The sequence below is a fragment of the Thauera linaloolentis 47Lol = DSM 12138 genome (assembly GCF_000310205.1).
GTDB classification, from domain to species: Bacteria; Pseudomonadota; Gammaproteobacteria; order Burkholderiales; family Rhodocyclaceae; genus Thauera; species Thauera linaloolentis.
In genome coordinates, this window is the sequence record NZ_AMXE01000004.1 from 80,746 (window position 1) to 99,086 (window position 18,341).

Consider the following 18,341-nt stretch of genomic DNA (forward strand, 5'->3'; position numbering starts at 1 on the left):
GCGGATGAAAAAAACGCCCCCACGCTTGCGTGGGGGCGTTCCAGATGCCCGTGCTGCGGCGAGGCCTCAGGCGTCGGCGGCCTTTGCCGCGCGCTTGCGTTCGTGCTCCTGCAGGTGGCGCTTGCGCAGGCGGATCGTCTTGGGCGTGATCTCGACCAGTTCATCATCGGCGATGAACTCGATCGCCGATTCGAGCGTGAGCTGGATCGGCGGCGTCAGGTTGACGGCCTCGTCCTTGCCCGAGGCGCGCACGTTGGTGAGCTGTTTGCCTTTGATCGGGTTCACCACCAAGTCATTGTCGCGCGAATGCACGCCGATGATCATGCCTTCGTACAGCGTGTCGCCCGGGCTCACGAACATGCGGCCGCGGTCCTGCAGGTTCCACAGTGCATAGGCCACGGCGTCGCCGTTGTTCTGCGAGATCAACACGCCGTTGCGGCGTTCGGCCATCTGCCCGGCCATCGGACCGTAGTCGTCGAACACGTGGCTGGCGAGGCCGGTGCCGCGCGTCAGCGTCAGGAACTCGCCCTGGAAGCCGATCAGGCCGCGTGCCGGAATGCGGTATTCGAGGCGTACGCGGCCCTTGCCATCCGGCTGCATGTCCTGCAGTTCGCCGCGGCGGCGGCCGAGCTCTTCCATGACGCCGCCCTGGTGCTCTTCCTCGACGTCGACCGTCAGCAGTTCGTAGGGCTCGCACTTGACGCCGTCGATTTCCTTGAACACCACGCGCGGACGCCCCACGGCCATCTCGTAACCTTCTCGGCGCATGTTTTCCAGCAGGATGGTCAGGTGCAGCTCACCACGGCCCGACACTTCGAAAATGTCGGCGTCGTTGGTGTAGTTGACGCGCAGCGCGACGTTCTTCAGCAGTTCCTTCTCGAGGCGCTCGCGGATCTGGCGGCTGGTGACGTACTTGCCTTCACGGCCGGCGAGCGGCGACGTGTTGACCATGAAGTTCATGGTCAACGTCGGCTCATCTACCGCGATCGGCGGCAGCGGGTCGAGCTTGTCCGGGTCGCACAGGGTGACGCCGATGTTGACCTGGTCGATGCCTGAAATCAGCACGATGTCGCCGGCTTCGGCAAAGTCGGCCGCCGAGCGCTCCAGGCCCTTGAAGGTCAGCACCTGGCTGACCTTGCCCTTGCCGCGGTTCTCGTCGCCGTACATGACGACCACTTCCTGGTTGGGCCGGATGCGGCCGCGCTGGATGCGGCCGATGCCGAGCTGGCCCATGTAGGTGGAGTAATCGAGCGAACACACCTGGAGCCGCAGCGGACCGTCGATGTCGATGTCGGGCGCGGGCACATGTTTGAGGATGGCTTCGAACAGCGGGCGCATGTCCTCGCGTTCGTCGTCCAGGTTCTCGACCGCGAAACCGTTGAGGCCGGAGGCGTAGATGATCGGGAAGTCGAGCTGCTCCTCGGTCGCGCCCAGCTTGTCGAACAGGTCGAAGGTGTGGTTGATGACCCAGTCCGGGCGCGCGCCCGGGCGGTCGATCTTGTTGATGACGACGATCGGCTTCAGGCCCAGCGCCAGCGCCTTGCGGGTGACGAAGCGGGTCTGGGGCATGGGCCCTTCCTGGGCATCGACCAGCAGCAGCACGCTGTCGACCATCGACAGCACGCGCTCGACTTCACCGCCGAAGTCCGCGTGGCCCGGGGTGTCGACGATGTTGATGTGGGTGTCGCCATACTGGATCGCACAGTTCTTGGCGAGGATGGTGATGCCGCGTTCCTTCTCGATGTCTCCCGAATCCATGATGCGTTCGGCGACCTGCTGGTTTTCGCGGAAGGTGCCGGACTGGCGCAGCAGTTGGTCGACGAGGGTGGTTTTGCCGTGGTCGACGTGGGCGATGATGGCGATGTTGCGGATAGCGCGGGACATGGAGGCGGGAAGTCTTTGAAAGGGCGAGGATTCTAACATGCGCTGCGGCACCGCAGCATCAATTGTCCAGCCTGTTTCGTGACGTTTTCGCTGCGGCTGCCGTATGTGGCCCCGGCAAATACCCGTGCGGTGCCGCCCGATGGCGCGTGATAAAATCCGCCCCCTTTTTCAGCGGAGTGACCGGATGCTCGCGATCATCGGCGGCAGCGGCCTGACCCAGCTTTCCAACCTGGCCATCGTGCGGCGCGAGGTCGTCCGCACGCCTTATGGCGAACCGTCCGGGGCATTGACCTACGGCAGCCTGTGCTCGGAGCCGGTGGTGTTTCTGGCGCGCCATGGCTACGGCCACACGATTCCGCCGCACCGGGTCAATTACCGCGCCAATATCTGGGCGCTGAAGCAGGCCAAGGCCAGGGGCATCGTTTCGGTGGCCTCGGTGGGCAGCATCGGTGCTGATTTCTCGCCCGGCGCGCTGGTCGTTCCGGACCAGATCATCGATTACACCTGGGGGCGCGAAAGCACCTTCTTCGAAGGCGGCGAAACGCCGGTCAAGCACGTCGATTTCACCCATCCCTACGATGCCGGGCTGCGCCGGCGACTGCTTGCCGCGACCGCGGCGGCGGGCGAAGTGGCGGTCGATGGCGGCGTGTATGCCGCGACCCAGGGGCCGCGCCTGGAAACGGCGGCGGAAATCGACCGCTTCGAGCGCGACGGCGCCGATGTGGTGGGCATGACCGGCATGCCCGAGGCGGTGCTGGCGCGCGAGCTGGAATTGCCTTACGCGGCGCTCAATGTCGTCGTCAACTACGCGGCGGGGCGTTCCGACAGTGCGCAGGGCATCGTCTTCGACGACATCGAGGCCACGCTGCAGACGGCGATGGCCCGCGTCCGCGCCATTCTCGAAAAAATTTGCCACGTATGACGGAAGGTTCCAAGAACATGAAACGCCTGGAAAACAATTTCGAACACCTGCTGTTCTCCAGCCGCTGGCTGATGGCGCCGGTCTATTTCGGCCTGGTGCTGGCGATGGTGGTCCTGCTCGTCAAGTTCGGCAAGGAGGTGTGGGGGCTCTTCGCCCACATCATGACCGCGACGGGCGGCGAGCTGATCATCGGGGTGCTGTCGCTGGTCGACATCGCACTGATCATGAACCTGCTGATCATCATCATGTTCAGCGGCTACGAGAACTTCGTCTCCAAGATGGACGACCTGCACAACCACCAGGATCGGCCGGAATGGATGGGGCACATCGGCTTCTCGGACCTGAAGATCAAGCTCATCGGCTCGATCGTGGCGATTTCGGGCATCGAGCTGCTGAAGGCCTTCATGAACGTGGACAACCTGAGCGACCGCCATCTTGCCTGGATGGTTGGCATCCACATCACCTTCTTGTGCTCCGGCGTGCTCTACGCGCTGATGGATCGCCTCGGCGGCAAGGCCCACTGAGCGAGCCGCTGCCGCATCAGACCTGCAGGCGCTCCAGCAGCTCGCGCTCCACGCGCAGCAACTGGGCGTCCTGCGCCAGCGCGGCGCCCGTGAGCAGGAAGGTGTCCTCGACACGCTCGCCCAGCGTGGCGATCTTTGCCGTGTGCAGCCGGATGCCGTGGCCGGCGAGGGTTTCCGCGATGTCGAACAGCAGCCCGGGGCGGTCGGCCGCGGTCAGCGACAGGATGTAGTGCCGGCCGGCCTCGTCGGCGCGGATGCTGACCTGCGGTGTGATCGGGAAGTGCTTCACCTGGCGCGACATGCGGCCCCGCGACGGGCGGTCGAGCGCGTCCGGACGGGCCAGGTAGGCGGCGAGCTCGTGTTCGATCAGGGTGATCACGTCGCGGTAGCTCGCCTCGCCGCCTGGGTCCTGCAGCATGAAGCTGTCCAGCGCGTGGCCGTGGCGGGTGGTGTGGACCTTGGCGTCGAGGATGGTGAAGCCCAGGCGGCCGAAGAAGCCGGTCAGGCGGACGAAGAGCTCCTTCTGGTCGGGCGTGAACACCATTACCTGCACGCCGTGCTCGTCCTCGGCCACGCGTGCCTTCACGACGGGCTCGCCGGCATCCGGGCGGAAGTAGAGCAGCCGCGTGTGCCAGGCGATTTCCTCGGCCGAGTGGCGCATGAAATAGACCGCATCGAGTTCCGACCACAGGCGCTCCTCGACGCCGGGGCGCAGACCGTGGAAACGCAGCAACCGGCGCGCGTCCTCGAGGCGATCGTCCATGCCCAGCGCCTGTTGCGGCGTGGCGCCGCGCAGCAGGCGCTGGGCGGCGAAGAAAAGGTCCTCCAGCAGCTTGCCCTTCCAGCCGTTCCAGACCTTGGGGCTGGTGCCGCGGATGTCGGCGTGGGTGAGCAGGTAGAGCGCAATGAGCCGGCGCTCGCTGCCCATGATCGCGGCGAAGCGCTGCACCACTTCGGGGTCGGAGGTGTCTTCCTTCTGCGCGAAATGCGACATGGTGAGGTGCTGCTCGACCAGCCATACGACGAGTGCGGTGTCGTCCTCGTCCAGGCTGTGCAGCACGCAGAAATCGCGCGCATCCACCATTCCCAGCCTGGAGTGGTCGCCGCCGCGTCCTTTTGCGATGTCGTGGAACAGTGCCGCGACGTACAGCAGCCAGTGGCGTTCGAAAGCCAGGATCAGACGGGTCATCAGCGGATATTCGTGCGCATGCTCGCCCATCGTGAAGCGCCGCACGTTGCGCAGCACCGTCAGGATGTGCTGGTCGACGGTGTAGACGTGGAACAGATCGTGCTGCATCTGGCCGATGATTCGCCGCCAGGCGGGCAGGTAGCGCGACAGGATGCCGTATTCGTTCATGCGCCGGAACGCATGCACGATGCCGCGCTTTTGCTGCAGGATCTGGAGGAAGAGGGCGCGGTGCGCGGGATCGGCGCGGAAGGCGGCGTTGATCCGGTTGCGGTTGATCCACAAGGCCCGCAGCGTCCGCGCTGTCATGCCCTTGAGTTCGGAGCGCTGCTGCAGCAGCAGGAAGCATTCCAGCAACGCCGATGGATACCGCTCGAAGACGTCTTCGTGGCGCAGGTCGAGCAGTTCGCGCACGACCTGGAAACGCGGGTTGATGACGATGGCCGCGCCGCGGTCGGGGAAGATCACGGTGCCGTAGTTCTGCAGCAGCACGGTGTTGAGCTGCGTCACCATCTTGGCGTTGATGTAGTAGCGCTGCATCAGCACTTCGGATGCACGCCGGTTGGCGGTGGCGTCGATGCCCATGATGCGGGCCAGCTTTTCCTGGTGGTCGAACAGCACGCGGTCTTCCGCGCGTCCGGCCAGGTAATGCAGGCGGATCCGCAGGTGCTGCAGGAAGCGTTCCACGCTGCGCAGTTCGCTCGCCTCGCCGCCGGTGATCAGGCGGCGGCGGGCGAGATCGCGCCAGTTGCGGCCGAGTCCGGCCGCACGCGCGATCCAGCCGAGCATCTGCAGGTCGCGCAGCCCGCCGGGGCTGTCCTTGCAGTCCGGCTCGAGCGAATAGGGGCTGTCGTTGAAGCGCGCGTAGCGCTGTTCCTGTTCGAGCTGTTTGGCCTTGTAGAACTCGCGTACATCCAGCGCGGCGTAGTAGCGTTGCTCCAGCTCGGCGAAGCGTTCCGCGTCGCCGGCGAGAAAGCGCGCCTCGAGCAGGTTGGTCTGCACCGTGATGTCGTCCTCGGCGGCCTGGATGCACTCATCCACGGTGCGCACTGCGTGGCCGATCTCGAGCCCGATGTCCCACAACGCTCCGACCATCGCCGACAGGCGCTCGCAGACGCCTGCATCGGCCGCTCGCGGCAGCAGCACCAGCAAGTCGACGTCGGACGCGGGGAACAGCTCGCCGCGGCCGTAGCCGCCGACCGCGATCAGGGCGGCCTCGGCCGGCATCTGGCAGGCCTGCCAGATGCCGACGACCTCGATGTCGACCAGCTTTGCGCGCCCCTCGAGTACGACCGAGGTGCGCGGATGGGCTTCGTAGGCGGCGCGCAGGGCGCGCGTGCCATCGCCGAGCCGGCGCCGGGAATCCGAGATCAGGGTCTGCAGACGGGTGCTCAGGGCATCTTGCATGGCTCGGGCGTGGCTTGCGCGGATCGGCGGCGGCTCAGGCGAAGCGTGTCGCGACGATGGCCGGCGGTGGCGGGCACTTGTCCGACAGGGTCAGCACCTCGACGCCGGTTTCGGTGACCACCACGGTATGCTCCCACTGCGCGGAGAGGCTGCGGTCCTTGGTGACGATGGTCCAGCCGTCGGGCAGTTCGGAAATGGCGGCCTTGCCGGCATTGACCATCGGCTCGATGGTGAAGATCATGCCGGGCAGCAGTTCCGGCCCCGTGCCGGCCTTGCCGTAGTGCAGAACCTGCGGCTCTTCGTGGAACTTGCGGCCGATGCCGTGGCCGCAGAATTCGCGCACCACGGAGTAGCCATTGCCTTCCGCATGCTTCTGGATCACCGCGCCGATGTCGCCCAGGCGCGAGCCAGGCCTGACCTCGGCGATGCCCAGCCACATGCATTCGTAAGTGATCTGCGACAGGCGGCGCGCGGCGATGCTGGCCGCGGCATCGCCGCCGACCAGGAACATGCGGCTGGTGTCGCCATGGAAGCCGTCCTTGATGACGGTGATGTCGATGTTCAGGCTGTCGCCCTTCTTCAGCGGCTTGTCGCCGGGGATGCCGTGGCATACCTGATGGTTGATCGAGGTACAGATCGACTTCGGGTAGGGCGTGTAACCCGGCGGGGCGTAGTTGAGCGGCGCCGGGATCGTGTCCTGCACATTGACCATGTAGTCGTGGCACAGGCGGTCGAGCTCGCCGGTCGTCACGCCCGGCTTGACGAAGGGCGCTATATGGTCGAGGACCTCGGCGGCGAGGCGGCAGGCCACGCGCATCTTTTCGATTTCTTCCGGGGTCTTGAGGACGATGCTCATGTCGATGTCTGTCTGGTGTGGCTGGAAAGTGCCTAAAGGTATCGCATGCGGGCACCTGCGGGCAAACGCGGCGCAATGGCCTGCTTGAGTGGTGTAACGCCCGCGTGCTAATATCGCAGGCTTGTCTGCATTGGCAGGCAAAAAATCCACACGTCCTGCGGCATGGGGTTCGCCATGAGCACTGGATAAGCGCCTCGAGAGGCGGCGGTGTTCGTGGTGGCGAGGTGCGAGGGCGCGTGCGGGCGGTTGTCCGCAGCACGTGCCGGAGTGCCCCGGGGGACGGAGGTCAAACCCTTTTTAGTCTGGAGTTACATATGTCAGTCACGATGCGTCAGATGCTCGAAGCGGGCGTCCACTTTGGTCACCAGACCCGTTTCTGGAATCCGCGCATGGCCCCGTTCATCTTCGGCCAGCGCAACAAGATCCACATCGTCAACCTCGAAAAGACGATGGTGAAGTACAACGAAGCCATGGACTTCGTCCGCAAGCTGGCCGCCAATCGCGGCAACATCATGTTCGTCAGCACCAAGCGCCAGGCGCGCGAGATCATCTCCGAGGAAGCGCGCCGCGCCGGCATGCCCTTCGTCGATGAGCGCTGGCTCGGCGGCATGCTGACCAACTTCAAGACCGTCAAGCAGTCGATCAAGCGCCTGAAGGAAGTCGAGGCGATGATGGAAGACGGCTCGATCGAGCGCCTGTCGAAGCGCGAGGCGCTGACCGTCCGCCGCGAACTCGAAAAGCTGCAGAAGTCGATCGGCGGCATCAAGGACATGGGCGGCCTGCCCGACGCACTGTTCGTCATCGACGTCGGCTATCACAAGATCGCCATCACCGAAGCCCAGAAGCTGGGCATCCCTGTCGTGGCCGTGGTCGATACCAATCACTCGCCCGAAGGTGTGGATTATGTGATCCCGGGCAACGACGACTCCTCGCGCGCGATCCGCCTGTACGCCCGCGGCGTGGCCGACGCCGTGCTGCAGGGCCGCAGCCAGGTGCTGCAGGAAATTGTCGATGCCGGTGGCGATGAATTCGTCGAGGTCGAGGAAGAGGGCACGCAAGAGCAGGCCTGACCTGCAGCTTGCCGGGGCCTCTAGGGGCCCCTTTTCGTAATAGTGAATACCCGCCGCACCGGGCAGGCGCCCGGTGCGCGCAACAGCGAAATTCGAGGAGTTAGCATGGCCGAAATCACCGCGAGCATGGTCAAGGAATTGCGCGAGAAAACCGACGCGCCGATGATGGAATGCAAGAAGGCGCTGACCGAAGCCGCCGGCGACATGGGCAAGGCCGAAGAAATCCTGCGCGTCAAGCTCGGCAACAAGGCGTCCAAGGCCGCCACCCGCGTGGCCGCCGAAGGCGTGGTCGGCATCAGCATTTCGGCCGATGGCAAGCTGGGCTCGATCATCGAGGTCAACTGCGAAACCGACTTCGTCGCCAAGAACGACGACTTCCTGAACCTGATCCGGAGCAGCGCCGAGCTGGTCGCCAGCCAGAACCCGGCCGACGTCGCCGCGCTGTCGGCCCTGCCGCTGGGCGAGGGCACGGTCGAGACCACGCGCGCCGCGCTGGTCGGCAAGATCGGCGAGAACATGTCGATCCGCCGCTTCGCCCGCGTCGAGGCCAAGGGCCAGCTATTCAATTACATCCACGGCGGCGCCAAGATCGGCGTGCTGCTGGATCTGGTCGGCGGCGACGAGCAGCTCGGCCGCGACATCGCCATGCACATCGCCGCATCCAAGCCGAAGGCGCTGGACGCCTCGGGCGTGTCGCAGGAACTGATCGACGCCGAGCGCCGTATCGCCATCGAAAAGGCGCGCGCCGACAACAAGCCCGAAGCGATGCTGGAAAAGATCGCCGACGGTACCGTGCAGAAGTTCCTGAAGGAAGTCACGCTGCTGGCCCAGGTCTTCGTCAAGGCCGAGGACGGCAAGCAGACCATCGAGCAGCTCCTGAAGGCCCGGGGCGCTTCGGTGGCCGGCTTCACGCTGTACATCGTGGGCGAGGGCATCGAGAAGAAAGTGACCGATTTCGCTGCCGAAGTGGCCGAGCAGGCCGCTGCTGCCGCAGCCAAGAAGTAAGGAGATGGAAATGTCCGCCGCCTACAAGCGCATCCTGCTGAAGCTGTCCGGCGAAGCCCTGATGGGCGACGACGCCTATGGCATCAATGAGGACGTCGTGTCCCGCATCGTTTCCGAGGTCGCCGAGATCGCGCGTCTTGGCGTTCAGGTGGGTGTGGTGATCGGCGGCGGCAACATCTTCCGTGGCATGAAGGGCGCGGCTTCCGGCATGGACCGCGCCACCGCCGATTACATGGGCATGCTTGCCACGGTGATGAACGCGATGGCGCTCGCCGATGCGATGCGCCGCATGAATCTCGAGGCGCGGGTGCAGTCGGCCCTGCGCATCGATCAGGTCGTCGAGCCCTACATCCGCGGCCGCGCGATCCGCCATCTCGAGGAAGGGCGCGTGGTGATCTTCGCTGCCGGAACCGGCAACCCCTTCTTCACCACCGATACCGCAGCGGCGCTGCGCGGCTCCGAGATCGGTGCCCAGATCGTGCTGAAGGCGACCAAGGTGGACGGCGTCTATACCGCCGATCCGAAGAAGGATCCGGACGCCCAGCGCTACCATCGCATCAGTTTCGACGAAGCGATCGGCCGCAATCTCGCCGTGCTGGATGCGACCGCGTTTGCGCTGTGCCGCGACCAGAAACTGCCGATCAATGTGTTCTCGATCTTCAAGCCCGGTGCCCTCAAGCGCGTCGTGATGGGCGAAGACGAAGGTACGCTGGTTCATTCCTGATGCTCTGGAGAGTGCGCTGATGATTTCCGAATTGAAGAAGAACGCCGAGCAGAAGATGCTGAAGTCGGTCGAGGCGCTCAAGACCGATCTTGCCAAGATTCGCACCGGCCGGGCCCACACCGGCCTGCTCGATCACGTCATGGTCGAGTACTACGGCTCGATGGTTCCGGTGAACCAGGTCGCCAACATCACCCTGATCGATGCGCGCACGATCGGCGTGCAGACCTGGGAAAAGCCGATGCTGCCCAAGGTCGAAAGGGCGATTCGCGACAGCGATCTCGGCCTCAATCCGTCGAACATGGGCGAACTGCTGCGGGTGCCGATGCCCGCGCTGACCGAAGAGCGCCGCCGCGACCTGACCAAGGTCGTGCGCCAGGAAGGCGAAGGAGCCAAGGTCGCGATCCGCAACCTGCGCCGTGACGCCAACCAGCAGCTCAAAGATGCGGTCAAGGACAAGGAAATCTCCGAGGACGACGAGCGCAGGGCCGAAGAGGACGTGCAGAAGCTCACCGACCGCTATGTCGCGGAGATCGACAAGCTGCTTGCAGCGAAAGAGCAGGAACTGATGCAGATCTGATCCGCCGGATCGGCTCTTCCCTTACGGGCAGGACAGGAGGCGGGTGATGACGGATAGACGATTTACGAGCTCCACCCGGGATATTCCCGAGGTGTCGGTGGTCCCGCAACATATCGCGATCATCATGGATGGCAATGGACGCTGGGCGCGCAAGCGCTTCATGCCGCGCGTTGCCGGCCACTCGCGGGGCCTCGAATCCGTGCGTGCGGTGGTCAAGGCTTGCGTCGAACGCGGCATCGAATACCTGACCCTGTTTGCGTTCAGTTCGGAAAACTGGCGCCGGCCTGCGGACGAAGTCTCCTTCCTGATGCAGCTCTTCATGAGAGCGCTGCGCAAGGAGGTGGCTCGGCTGGACCACAACGGCATTCGCCTGCGAGTCATCGGCGACATGTCGCGCTTCGACCCGGAACTTGTCCGGATCATCCGCGAGTCTGAAGAAAAGACGGCCGGCAACGGCAAGCTCAACCTGTGTGTCGCCGCCAACTATGGCGGCCGCTGGGACATCGCCAATGCGGTGTCCAGTCTGATGCAGGCCCATCCCGAGCGCCGCGATGGCTTCAGCGAAGAAGAGCTGGCCGGCGCCCTGTCGATGAATTTCGCGCCGGAGCCTGACCTTTTCATCCGTACGGGCGGCGAAAAGCGCATCAGCAACTTCATGCTCTGGCAGCTCGCGTATACCGAGCTGTATTTCACCGATACTCTGTGGCCGGACTTCGACGCGGCGACGCTCGATGAAGCGATTGCTTCCTACAAGGGAAGAGAGCGCCGCTTCGGCCGCACCAGCGAGCAACTGATCGGCCGTACCGACCAGAAGGGCGCCGCGCCCCATGCTTAGGGCCCGGGTACTCACCGCGATCGTACTTCTCGTCGGCCTGCTCGCGGCCGTGTTCTATCTTCCGGCCGCTGGCTGGCTGGCCGTGTGCGCGCTCGTCTGCGCCGCCGCGGCCTGGGAGTGGGGGGCGCTCGCCGGGTTCGCGCGTCCCCTGCGCATCGCCGCCACCTTTGCCTTCGGCGCGGCCTGTCTGATGCTCGGCCATGCCGCCGGCTTTGCATCGCCAGCCGCGTCGGGCGGTGCGCTGCTGGTGCCGCTCTATGCTGCCAGCGCCGCGTTCTGGCTGCTCGCCGTTCCCGCATGGCTGGCCCGTAAGTGGGCCTTGTCGAACACCGTGCTCGCCTTGCTGGTGGGTTTCCTCGTGCTCGTGCCCACCGCGCTGGCCTTGGTGCAATTGCGCGCGATCGGCCCGTGGCCAATGCTGGCAGCCATGGCGGTGGTATGGGTTGCCGATATCGCTGCGTACTTTGCCGGTCGTGCGTTCGGACGGAACAAACTGGCGCCGTCGATCAGCCCCGGCAAGACATGGGAAGGGGCCATCGGCGCGGTGCTGGCCGTGTTGTCCTTCGGTTTCGGCATCCTGCTCTGGCAGGGGGCGAGTCTGCCGGGCGGGGCGCTTGCCACCGCGGCCGCACTTGTCGCCTGGACGGGCGTCAGCATCATCGGCGACCTCTACGAGTCCCTGCTCAAGCGCCAGGCCGGCCTGAAGGACAGCGGCAGCATTCTCCCCGGCCACGGGGGTATTCTCGATCGTATCGACAGCCTCACCTCCACGCTGCCCATGGTGGCGCTCGGTGCGTTGTTGCTCGCGCGCTGAGCGGCTGCACTCCGTTTCCTTTCCTCGATCACGCTCCACTGAAGACAATGTCCCAACACGCCATCCAGCGCATCACCGTCCTGGGGGCGACCGGTTCGATTGGCCAGAGCACGCTCGACGTGGTTGCCCGCCATCCCGATCGCTTTTCCGTCTTCGCCCTCAGCGCACAACGCCAGGATGACAAGCTGCTCGAACAGGTGCTGCGCTTTGCTCCGCGCTTTGCCGTGATGGTCGATGCCGACGCCGCGGCCCGGTTGCGTGCCGCGCTGCATGCGGCGGGCAGCCGGACCGAGGTCCTGTGCGGCAGTGCGGCGCTCGAGGAGATTGCCGCCGCCGGCGATGTCGACATGGTCATGGCGGCCATCGTCGGCGCCGCGGGGCTTGGCCCCGCGCTCGCCGCTGCGCGTGCGGGCAAGAAGGTCCTGCTGGCGAACAAGGAGGCGCTGGTGCTGTCCGGGCGCCTGTTCATGGACGCGGTGGCGGAAAGCGGCGCGGTCCTGCTGCCGATCGACAGCGAGCACAACGCCGTCTTTCAGGCGCTGCCCGCCGCATATGCGCGCAACCCGGCGCCGTCGGGCGTGCGCAGAATCCTGTTGACCGCCTCGGGCGGCCCTTTCCGCGCAAGCCCGCTGGAGACGCTGGCATCGGTCACGCCCGAGCAGGCCTGCGCCCACCCCAACTGGGTCATGGGGCGCAAGATCTCGGTCGATTCCGCGACGATGATGAACAAGGGCCTGGAAGTGATCGAGGCCCACTGGTTGTTCGGTGCGCCGGCCGAGATCATCGAGGTGGTCGTGCATCGCCAGAGCGTGATCCATTCGATGGTCGAGTACATCGATGGCTCGGTCATCGCGCAGCTCGGCAATCCAGACATGCGCACCCCGATCGCACATGCGATGGCCTGGCCGGAGCGCATCGACGCCGGGGTGCGTTCACTCGACTTGTTCGATGTCGCCCATCTCGATTTCGAACGCCCGGACCTGGATCGATTCCCCTGCCTGGCGCTTGCCTTCGCGGCACTGCGCGCTGGCGGTGCCGCGCCCGCCACGCTCAACGCAGCCAACGAAGAGGCCGTCGAGGCCTTCCTCGAACGGCGCATCGGTTTTCTCGACATCGCGCGCGTGATCGAACCCTGCCTGGAACGCTGTGCCGGCTTCGAGGTCGATTCGCTGGACGCGGTGCTTGCCGCCGACGCACAGGCGCGCGGTCTGGCACGCGCGGAAATTCGCAAACTATCGGCGGCTCGATGAACCTGCTCAACTATCTCGTACCCTTCGTCCTCGCGCTGGGGCTGCTGATCCTGGTGCACGAACTGGGGCACTACCTCGTCGCACGCTGGTGTGGCGTCAAGGTGCTGCGCTTTTCCATCGGTTTCGGCAAGCCGCTCGTGTCGCGCAGGGCAGGGCGGGACGGCACCGAATGGGCGCTGGCCGCCTTTCCGCTGGGGGGCTACGTCAAGATGCTTGACGAGCGCGAAAGCCCGGTTCCGGCGGAAGAGCTGCACCGGGCCTTCAACCGCCAGAGCGTCTATCGCCGCTTCGCCATCGTCGCCGCGGGGCCGATCGCCAATCTGCTGCTCGCCGTCGCGCTCTACTGGGGCTTGTTCGTGGCCGGAAGCGACGAACTCCGCCCGCGCGTGGCTTTGTCCGCCACGCCGGACATCGCCCAGGCCGCGGGCGTGCGCGATGGCGATCTCGTGCTCGCGGTGGATGGCGAGCCGGTTCGCTCGTGGCAGGAGTTGCGCTGGGTGCTGCTGCGCCATGCGCTCGACAAGCGTGAAGTCGTGCTCCATGTGCGGACGCTGGAAGAGGCCGAAGGCTTTCGCAAGCTGAACCTCGCGGGCGTGCCGATCGACGACGGGGAGCGGGATCTGATCGTTCGCATCGGCCTGGAGCCCTGGCGCCCCGTGATTCCCGCCATCATCGGCAGGGTGGCGGACGAAAGCGCCGCGGCGCGTGCCGGCATGCTCAGCGGCGACGAGGTCGTCGCGATCGAAGGCGCGCCGATCGGGTCGTGGGGCGAACTGGTCGCCCGCGTGCGGGATGCGGCGGGGCGCAGTCTGCGTTTCGACGTGGTGCGCGGCGGGGAGCGCCTCGCGCTCGATATCGTTCCCGAGGAGGTCGCCGAGGGCGGGGCGCGCATCGGGCGCATCGGCGTCGGCGTGGCCGAACCCATGCAGGGCGGGCTGTCGATGTTCGCCGAGGTGCGCTACGGCGTGGGCGAGGGCCTGGCCAAGGCGGTGCGCCAGACCTGGGAAACGAGCGTCCTGAGCCTGCAGATGATCGGCCGCATGTTTACCGGCGAGGTGTCGTGGAAGAACCTTTCCGGCCCGGTCACGATCGCCGATTACGCGGGCCAGACCGCGCAGCTCGGACTCGACCATTACCTCAAGTTCGTGGCGCTCATCAGCATCAGTCTGGGGGTATTGAACCTGCTTCCGATCCCGGTGCTTGATGGGGGGCACTTGTTGTACTATACGGTCGAAATCATCAAAGGCGGTCCGATTCCGGAGCGCGTCATGGAGATCGGTCAGCAGATCGGTCTCGTTCTTCTGGCGATGCTCATGGCCTTCGCCTTCTACAACGACATCAACCGTCTAATTTCCGGCTGAACACCTGCATGAATCGCAAGCTCTTGCCCGGGCTCATCATGGCCCTATTTGCCGCTGCGCCGGCGTTCGCATTCGAACCATTCGTGGTCAAGGACATCCGGGTCGAGGGCATCCAGCGTACCGAGGCGGGTACGGTGTTCAACTACTTGCCGGTGCGGGTAGGCGAACGCTTCGACGAGGCTCAGGCCGCCGAGGCCATCCGCGCGCTGTTCGCGACGGGTTTCTTCAGCGACGTCAGGATCGAAACCGAGGGCGACGTGATCGTCGTGGCGGTCGATGAGCGCCCGGCGATCGCGCAGATCGATTTCGTCGGCGTCAAGGAGTTCGACAAGGACGCGCTGAAGAAGGGCCTGCGGGAAGTGGGGCTCGCCGAGTCGCGCATCTTCGACCGTTCGCTGCTCGAACGCGCCGAACAGGAGCTCAAGCGGCAGTACCTGTCGCGCGGCAAGTATTCCGCGCAGGTCACCACCACCGTGACGCCGCTCGAGCGCAACCGCGTCGGCATCAACTTCAACGTCGATGAGGGCGACGTCGCCAAGATCCGCCAGATCAGCATCATCGGCGCCAAGGCTTTCGAAGAGGACGACCTGCTCGAGCAGATGCAACTGACCACGCCGGGCTGGCTGACTTGGTACACCAAGAACGACCAGTATTCCCGTCAGAAGCTGTCGGCCGACCTCGAAACCCTGCGCTCCTTCTACCTGAACCAGGGCTATCTCGATTTCAATATCGATTCCACCCAGGTTTCGATCACGCCGGACAAGAAAGACATCTACATCACGGTGAACATCACCGAGGGCGAACAGTACAAGGTCACCGGCGTGCGCTACACCGGCGACCTGATCATTCCCGAGTCCGAATATCTGGCGCTGACCACGCTGCGCCCGGGCGATACCTTCTCCCGCGAGAGGCTCACCGAAACCACCAAGGCCGTCACCGACCGCCTGGGCAACGAGGGTTATGCCTTCGCCAACGTGAATGCCGCGCCCGAGGTGGACAAGGACAAGCGCGAAGTCGCATTCACGGTCTTCGTCGATCCGGGCCGCCGCGTCTACGTCCGCCGCATCAACGTGGGCGGCAATACCAAGACGCGAGACGAGGTCGTGCGCCGCGAGATGCGCCAGATGGAAGGCGGCTGGTACGACGCCGACGCCATCAACCGCTCGAAGACGCGCATCGACCGCCTCGGCTATTTCGACGAGGTCAATGTCGAGACGCCGCCCGTGCCGGGCACGACCGATCAGGTCGACGTGAATTTCTCCGTCAAGGAGCGCCCGACCGGCAACCTGATGCTCGGCGCGGGCTTCTCGAGCTCCGAGAGCATCGTGCTGTCCGCATCGATCTCGCAGCAGAACCTGTTCGGCAGCGGCAACGCGCTCAGCCTGGGCCTCAACACCAGCAAGTCGAGCCGCACGCTGTCGCTGTCCTTCACCAATCCCTATTACACCGTCGATGGCGTCAGCCTCGGCTGGGATCTGTACCACCGTACCTACGATCCGACCGACTATGACACCTTGTCGCCGTACAAGACGGTATCGACCGGCGCAGGCCTGCGCCTGGGGTGGCCGATCGCCGAGGACGACCAGATCAACTTCGGCCTGACGGCGGACCACACCAAGATCACCACTTACGTGGATAGTCCGCGCCTGTACAAGGACTTCTGCAAGGATTTCGGCTGCAGCGGCTCCGAGGCGGTCGATGGCGTCGGCGAAGTCAGCGTCAGCAGCCTGCTGCTCTCGGTCGGCTGGTCGCGTGACAATCGCGACAGCCTCATCTATCCGCGCAAGGGCGTTTACCAGCGCGTGTATGGCGAAGTCACCGTGCCGGTGGGAGACCTGCGCTACGCCAAGCTGGGCTACCAATACCAGCACTGGTTCCCGATCGGGCGCGACTATGCGCTGATGCTCAATGCCGACCTCGGCTACGCCAAAGGTTTCGGCGGCAAGGAAGTGCCTTTCTACAAGAACTACTATGTCGGCGGCATCGGCTCGGTGCGCGGCTTCGATCAGGGGACGCTGGGGCCGAAGTTCACGGATACCGACGGCGATATCACCTCGACCGGCGGTACCCGCAAGCTGGTGACCAACGCCGAGTTCTTCTTCCCGATGCCGGGCTCGGGCACCGACCGCTCGTTCCGCATCTCGGCCTTCTTCGATGCGGGTTATGTGTGGGGCGAAGACCCCGACCAGCCCGGTAAGGAGCAGAAGATGCGCTTCGACGACCTGCGCTACAGTACGGGCCTTTCGTTCGCCTGGAGTTCGCCGATCGGGCCGCTGAAGTTCAGCTTCGGCCACCCGCTCAAGAAAGAAAAGGACGACGAGATCCAGCGTTTCCAGTTCCAGCTCGGCAGCGTGTTCTGAACGCTGCGCCAAACAAGTTTCATTCGGAGGCATAAGTGAAAGTTAGTACCCTCTCCCTGGTGGCCGCTGCGCTGATCGGCATGTCCCAGGCCGCTGTCGCCGATACCAAGATCGGCTTCGTCAACTCCGACCGCGTCATGCGCGAGGCCGCGCCGGCGGTGCGTGCCCAGCAGCGCCTGGAGAAGGAATTCGAGAAGCGCGACCAGGAGCTGCAACGCATGGCACGTGACCTGAAGACCATGCAGGAAGAACTCGAGCGCGACAGCACGACGCTGGCCGAGAGCGATCGCCGCAACAAGGAGCGTGCGATGAACGATCTCAACCGCGATTTCCAGCGCAAGCAGCGCGAGTTCCGTGAAGACCTGAACCAGCGCCGCAACGAGGAGCTTGCTTCCGTGCTCGACAAGGCGAACCGTTCGGTCAAGGACATCGCCGAGAAAGAGAACTACGACATCATCTTCCAGGAAGCGGTGTACGCGAATCCACGCATCGACATCACCGACAAGGTCATCAAGGCCCTGTCCGACGCCAAGTAAGCCAGCCGCCGCATGTTCCGTCTCGACGAACTGGTCGCGCGGCTGGGAGGCGAAGTGTCGGGCGATCCTGCCGTGCTCGTCCGCCGGGTCGCGACGCTGGACCAGGCGGAGGAGGGGGACCTCGCCTTCCTCGCCAATCGGAAGTACCTGTCGCGGCTGCAGGGCAGCGGAGCGTCGGCGATCATCGTCGCGCCTGATGCCCGGGCACTGCTGAACGGGCGCAGTGGCATCGTCACGCACGATCCTTACCTGTATTTCGCCCGCGTCGTCCAGCTCTTCAACCCGCCGCCGCCACCGCGCGCGGGCATCCACCTGCTTGCCGCGGTCGCTTCGCCGCTGCCCCCCTCGGTCGAGGTCGGTGCGGGCGCATCCATCGAAGAGGATGTGGAGATCGGCGAGGACGTCGTCGTCGGGCCGGGCTGCCACATCGGGCGCGGCGCCCGCATCGGGCGCGGCACCCGGCTCGCGGCCAGGGTCACGATCCAGCACGGCTGCGTCCTCGGTGAAGACTGCATCATCCATTCCGGCGTGGTCGTCGGCAGCGACGGCTTCGGCTTTGCGCGCGAGAAGGACGGGCGCTGGGTGAAGATTCCGCAGGTCGGCCGGGTCGTGATCGGCAACGAAGTTGAGATCGGCGCCAATACCACGATCGACCGCGGCGCGCTCGACGACACCTCGATCGGCGACGGCTGCAAGCTCGACAACCAGATCCAGATCGCACACAACGTGCGCATCGGCGAAAATACCGCGATCGCGGGCTGCGTCGGCATCGCCGGCAGCACCGTGATCGGCGCGCGCTGCATGATCGGCGGTCAGGCGGGCATCATCGGCCATTTGTCGATATGCGACGATGTCGTCGTTTCCGCCGGCACACTCGTCAGCAAATCGATCACGCGGCCCGGCGTCTATACCGCGAGCCTGCCGCTGCAGCCTCACGCCGAGTGGGTGCGCAACTTTGCCCATCTGCGGCATCTCGATGCGCTTGTCGGGCGCGTCCGCGCCCTCGAAAACCAATAAGGCGGCGTCGACG

The 18,341-nt window shown here is 65.1% G+C and carries 16 protein-coding genes; 13 read left to right on the top strand and 3 right to left on the bottom strand.

Annotation, left to right across the window (positions count from 1 at the left end; translation table 11 throughout):
- Nucleotides 1-66: 66 nt before the first annotated feature.
- Nucleotides 67-1,884, bottom strand: coding sequence for a translational GTPase TypA (typA, locus tag C666_RS02420; RefSeq protein ID WP_004333286.1), 1,818 nt, complete (start codon nucleotides 1,882-1,884; stop codon nucleotides 67-69).
- Between the two features lie 184 nt (nucleotides 1,885-2,068).
- Between typA and C666_RS02425 the strand changes: the two genes are divergently transcribed.
- Together C666_RS02425 and C666_RS02430 are read left to right on the top strand one after the other, a co-directional pair.
- Nucleotides 2,069-2,806: an S-methyl-5'-thioinosine phosphorylase gene (locus C666_RS02425; protein ID WP_004333288.1), complete on the top strand. Its 738-nt coding sequence runs from the start codon at nucleotides 2,069-2,071 to the stop codon at nucleotides 2,804-2,806.
- 17 nt (nucleotides 2,807-2,823) lie between these two features.
- Nucleotides 2,824-3,330 (top strand): TIGR00645 family protein, encoded by a 507-nt coding sequence (locus C666_RS02430; protein WP_028792227.1) that lies wholly within the window; start codon nucleotides 2,824-2,826, stop codon nucleotides 3,328-3,330.
- Between the two features lie 16 nt (nucleotides 3,331-3,346).
- Here the strand turns inward: C666_RS02430 and C666_RS02435 are convergent, their stop codons facing one another.
- Both C666_RS02435 and map read right to left on the bottom strand, forming a co-directional pair.
- Nucleotides 3,347-5,923, bottom strand: coding sequence for a [protein-PII] uridylyltransferase (locus C666_RS02435; RefSeq protein WP_004333292.1), 2,577 nt, complete (start codon nucleotides 5,921-5,923; stop codon nucleotides 3,347-3,349).
- A 34-nt stretch (nucleotides 5,924-5,957) separates the two neighbouring features.
- The gene (gene map, locus C666_RS02440; protein ID WP_004333294.1) at nucleotides 5,958-6,779 is read right to left on the bottom strand and encodes a type I methionyl aminopeptidase; all 822 of its coding nucleotides are present in this window, start codon (nucleotides 6,777-6,779) and stop codon (nucleotides 5,958-5,960) included.
- 314 nt (nucleotides 6,780-7,093) lie between these two features.
- Here map and rpsB point away from each other — a divergent pair, with 314 nt between their 5' ends.
- From rpsB to lpxD, 11 genes are all read left to right on the top strand, one after another.
- On the top strand, nucleotides 7,094-7,849 hold the full coding sequence (gene rpsB, locus C666_RS02445) for a 30S ribosomal protein S2 (RefSeq protein WP_004333296.1): 756 nt from the start codon (nucleotides 7,094-7,096) through the stop codon (nucleotides 7,847-7,849).
- Nucleotides 7,850-7,954: 105 nt separating this feature from the next.
- The gene (tsf, locus tag C666_RS02450) at nucleotides 7,955-8,854 is read left to right on the top strand and encodes a translation elongation factor Ts (protein WP_004333298.1); all 900 of its coding nucleotides are present in this window, start codon (nucleotides 7,955-7,957) and stop codon (nucleotides 8,852-8,854) included.
- A 10-nt stretch (nucleotides 8,855-8,864) separates the two neighbouring features.
- Nucleotides 8,865-9,578 carry a UMP kinase gene (gene pyrH / locus C666_RS02455; protein WP_004333300.1) on the top strand — a complete coding sequence of 238 codons (714 nt, stop codon included), beginning with the start codon at nucleotides 8,865-8,867 and terminating at the stop codon, nucleotides 9,576-9,578.
- Nucleotides 9,579-9,597: 19 nt separating this feature from the next.
- The gene (gene frr / locus C666_RS02460; protein WP_004333301.1) at nucleotides 9,598-10,155 is read left to right on the top strand and encodes a ribosome recycling factor; all 558 of its coding nucleotides are present in this window, start codon (nucleotides 9,598-9,600) and stop codon (nucleotides 10,153-10,155) included.
- 46 nt (nucleotides 10,156-10,201) lie between these two features.
- Nucleotides 10,202-10,990 (top strand): polyprenyl diphosphate synthase, encoded by a 789-nt coding sequence (uppS, locus tag C666_RS02465; RefSeq protein WP_038000681.1) that lies wholly within the window; start codon nucleotides 10,202-10,204, stop codon nucleotides 10,988-10,990.
- Complete coding sequence (locus tag C666_RS02470) at nucleotides 10,983-11,804, top strand: phosphatidate cytidylyltransferase (RefSeq protein WP_004333305.1); 822 nt, start codon at nucleotides 10,983-10,985, stop codon at nucleotides 11,802-11,804. Before uppS ends, C666_RS02470 begins: the two co-directional genes overlap by 8 nt.
- 47 nt (nucleotides 11,805-11,851) lie before the next feature.
- Entirely contained in the window at nucleotides 11,852-13,054 is a 1,203-nt protein-coding gene (ispC, locus tag C666_RS02475) for a 1-deoxy-D-xylulose-5-phosphate reductoisomerase (RefSeq protein ID WP_004333307.1), read from the top strand.
- A complete protein-coding gene (gene rseP / locus C666_RS02480; protein WP_004333308.1) occupies nucleotides 13,051-14,415 on the top strand; it encodes an RIP metalloprotease RseP in 1,365 nt (454 codons plus the stop codon). The genes ispC and rseP overlap by 4 nt, the downstream gene beginning before the upstream one ends.
- An 8-nt stretch (nucleotides 14,416-14,423) precedes the next feature.
- On the top strand, nucleotides 14,424-16,775 hold the full coding sequence (bamA, locus tag C666_RS02485) for an outer membrane protein assembly factor BamA (RefSeq protein WP_004333310.1): 2,352 nt from the start codon (nucleotides 14,424-14,426) through the stop codon (nucleotides 16,773-16,775).
- Between the two features lie 35 nt (nucleotides 16,776-16,810).
- Nucleotides 16,811-17,311: an OmpH/Skp family outer membrane protein gene (locus tag C666_RS02490; protein WP_028792225.1), complete on the top strand. Its 501-nt coding sequence runs from the start codon at nucleotides 16,811-16,813 to the stop codon at nucleotides 17,309-17,311.
- A gap of 12 nt (nucleotides 17,312-17,323) precedes the next feature.
- Complete coding sequence (lpxD, locus tag C666_RS02495) at nucleotides 17,324-18,328, top strand: UDP-3-O-(3-hydroxymyristoyl)glucosamine N-acyltransferase (protein ID WP_004333313.1); 1,005 nt, start codon at nucleotides 17,324-17,326, stop codon at nucleotides 18,326-18,328.
- The last annotated feature ends 13 nt before the right edge of the window (nucleotides 18,329-18,341 follow it).

Excerpts from the sequence above, each read along its gene's own strand:
- uppS (WP_038000681.1), top strand. The coding sequence starts at position 10,202 with ATGACGGATAGACGATTTACGAGCTCCACCCGGGATATTCCCGAGGTG.
- rpsB (WP_004333296.1), top strand. The coding sequence starts at position 7,094 with ATGTCAGTCACGATGCGTCAGATGCTCGAAGCGGGCGTCCACTTTGGT.
- C666_RS02470 (WP_004333305.1), top strand. The coding sequence starts at position 10,983 with ATGCTTAGGGCCCGGGTACTCACCGCGATCGTACTTCTCGTCGGCCTG.
- rseP (WP_004333308.1), top strand. The coding sequence starts at position 13,051 with ATGAACCTGCTCAACTATCTCGTACCCTTCGTCCTCGCGCTGGGGCTG.
- map (WP_004333294.1), bottom strand. The coding sequence starts at position 6,779 with ATGAGCATCGTCCTCAAGACCCCGGAAGAAATCGAAAAGATGCGCGTG.
- pyrH (WP_004333300.1), top strand. The coding sequence starts at position 8,865 with ATGTCCGCCGCCTACAAGCGCATCCTGCTGAAGCTGTCCGGCGAAGCC.
- lpxD (WP_004333313.1), top strand. The coding sequence starts at position 17,324 with ATGTTCCGTCTCGACGAACTGGTCGCGCGGCTGGGAGGCGAAGTGTCG.
- C666_RS02430 (WP_028792227.1), top strand. The coding sequence starts at position 2,824 with ATGAAACGCCTGGAAAACAATTTCGAACACCTGCTGTTCTCCAGCCGC.
- tsf (WP_004333298.1), top strand. The coding sequence starts at position 7,955 with ATGGCCGAAATCACCGCGAGCATGGTCAAGGAATTGCGCGAGAAAACC.
- C666_RS02435 (WP_004333292.1), bottom strand. The coding sequence starts at position 5,923 with ATGCAAGATGCCCTGAGCACCCGTCTGCAGACCCTGATCTCGGATTCC.
- ispC (WP_004333307.1), top strand. The coding sequence starts at position 11,852 with ATGTCCCAACACGCCATCCAGCGCATCACCGTCCTGGGGGCGACCGGT.
- typA (WP_004333286.1), bottom strand. The coding sequence starts at position 1,884 with ATGTCCCGCGCTATCCGCAACATCGCCATCATCGCCCACGTCGACCAC.
- frr (WP_004333301.1), top strand. The coding sequence starts at position 9,598 with ATGATTTCCGAATTGAAGAAGAACGCCGAGCAGAAGATGCTGAAGTCG.
- bamA (WP_004333310.1), top strand. The coding sequence starts at position 14,424 with ATGAATCGCAAGCTCTTGCCCGGGCTCATCATGGCCCTATTTGCCGCT.
- C666_RS02425 (WP_004333288.1), top strand. The coding sequence starts at position 2,069 with ATGCTCGCGATCATCGGCGGCAGCGGCCTGACCCAGCTTTCCAACCTG.